Consider the following 1556-nt stretch of genomic DNA (forward strand, 5'->3'; position numbering starts at 1 on the left):
GCCTGGAGCTCTCGCCACCAGGCGGCGAACGCGTCGTAGAGCCGGGTCTCCTCGCGTTCGTCCAGGTCGAGGCGAGTGGACATACCTCGCGCGCCGCTCCCCCAGAACGCCACGGGCCCGGTGCGAGGCCGGCCGGGCCCCGGCCCCACCGCCGTACCCGACGGGACGCCACCGGGCGGCCCCGCGAGTCCGATTCCCCCCACCGAGAAGGAGGCGCACCGTGCGCCGCGACCGGAGACCGAACACCATCGCCACCCTCGTCCGCCGCGGACCGGCCGTCGCCGTGTCCCTGCTGGCGGTCGCCGCCCTCACGCTCACCGCCGGACCCGCGGCCGCGGGCGGCACCCCACCCGGGGACACCCCGCCCGGAGCCGTCAGCTGGCGGGCGGACCTGTCGACGCCGACCGGCGACGAGACCAACGTCAGCCGGAGCGGGGGCGCACTGCGCCTGCGCGACCGCGGCCTGCGGCCCGCCTCCTCCCGCTCCCCCCGGGGACAGGGCGCGGTCCTCCTGCCCGTCCGGGCGCTGGACCGCGCGGTCGACGTGATCACCCCCGACCTCGACGCGTCCCTCCCCGGCGGGTCCCAGGTGTCCGTCGACGTCCGGGGGCAGGACGGGCTGGGCCGCTGGACCGAGTGGCGGGAGGCGCGCGGCGACGCACCCGCCCTGCTGCCCCGGGCGGTCACCCGTGTGCAGACCCGGCTCACCCTGGTCTCCGCGGACGACGGCGCCACCCCGGCCGTCCGCGCCCTGCGCCTGAGCGCGGAACTGGACGAGGCCCCGATGGCGGCCGCGGCCGCCGAGCCCTACTCGGCCCGTGTCTACGCCACCCGTGAGGGCCTGGTCGGCGCCACCACCGCGAACGGGCACGTGATCGTGCCCGACGACCACTTCGTGGCGCTCCCCTCCCGGCGCGGCCTCTCCCCCAAGGGGAGCGCCCAGTACTCGGTCCGCGTCTGCGGCCCCGTGCGCTGCGAGACCGCACCGGTGTGGGACGTCGGCCCGTGGAACACCCGCGACGACCACTGGAACCCGTCCTCGGTCCGCGAGAGCTTCAAGGACCTTCCGCAGGGCAGGCCCGAGGCGCAGGCCGCCTACGAGGACGGCTACAACGGCGGGAAGGACGGGTCCGGGCGCCGGGTGCTGAACCCGGCCGGCATCGACCTCGCCGACGGCACGTTCCACGACGTCGGCCTGAACGACAACGGCTGGGTCACCGTCACCTACCTGTGGACCGGCAGCGGGTCCTCCGCGGCCTCCTTCCCGACGTGGGGCACCGACGTGAACATCCGTCAGCAGCCGACCAGCACCTCCGCCCGGGTCGCCGGGCTGGCCGGCCCCACGACCGTGCGCGTCCAGTGCCAGGTGCACGGCGGGCTCGTCCAGGCCGACGGCCACAGCAACGACGCCTGGTCCTACCTGCCGGACTACGGCGGGTACGTCTCCAACATCTTCATCGACGTCGCCGACAGCTGGCTCCCCGGCGTCCCCGGCTGCTGATCCGCGATCCACCCCGCGGCTCCCGGCCCCGGGCCGGGGAGGCCCGGCCCGGGGC

Annotated in this window: 1 protein-coding gene; it reads left to right on the top strand. The window is 76.5% G+C overall.

The genetic code is table 11. The annotated features are described in order from the left end of the window. The first annotated feature begins 220 nt into the window (after positions 1–220). Positions 221–1501 (top strand): hypothetical protein, encoded by a 1281-nt coding sequence (locus ABZ371_RS32520; protein ID WP_358686519.1) that lies wholly within the window; start codon positions 221–223, stop codon positions 1499–1501. The last annotated feature ends 55 nt before the right edge of the window (positions 1502–1556 follow it).

It is taken from the genome of Streptomyces sp. NPDC005899 (assembly GCF_040629645.1).
GTDB lineage: Bacteria > Actinomycetota > Actinomycetes > Streptomycetales > Streptomycetaceae > Streptomyces.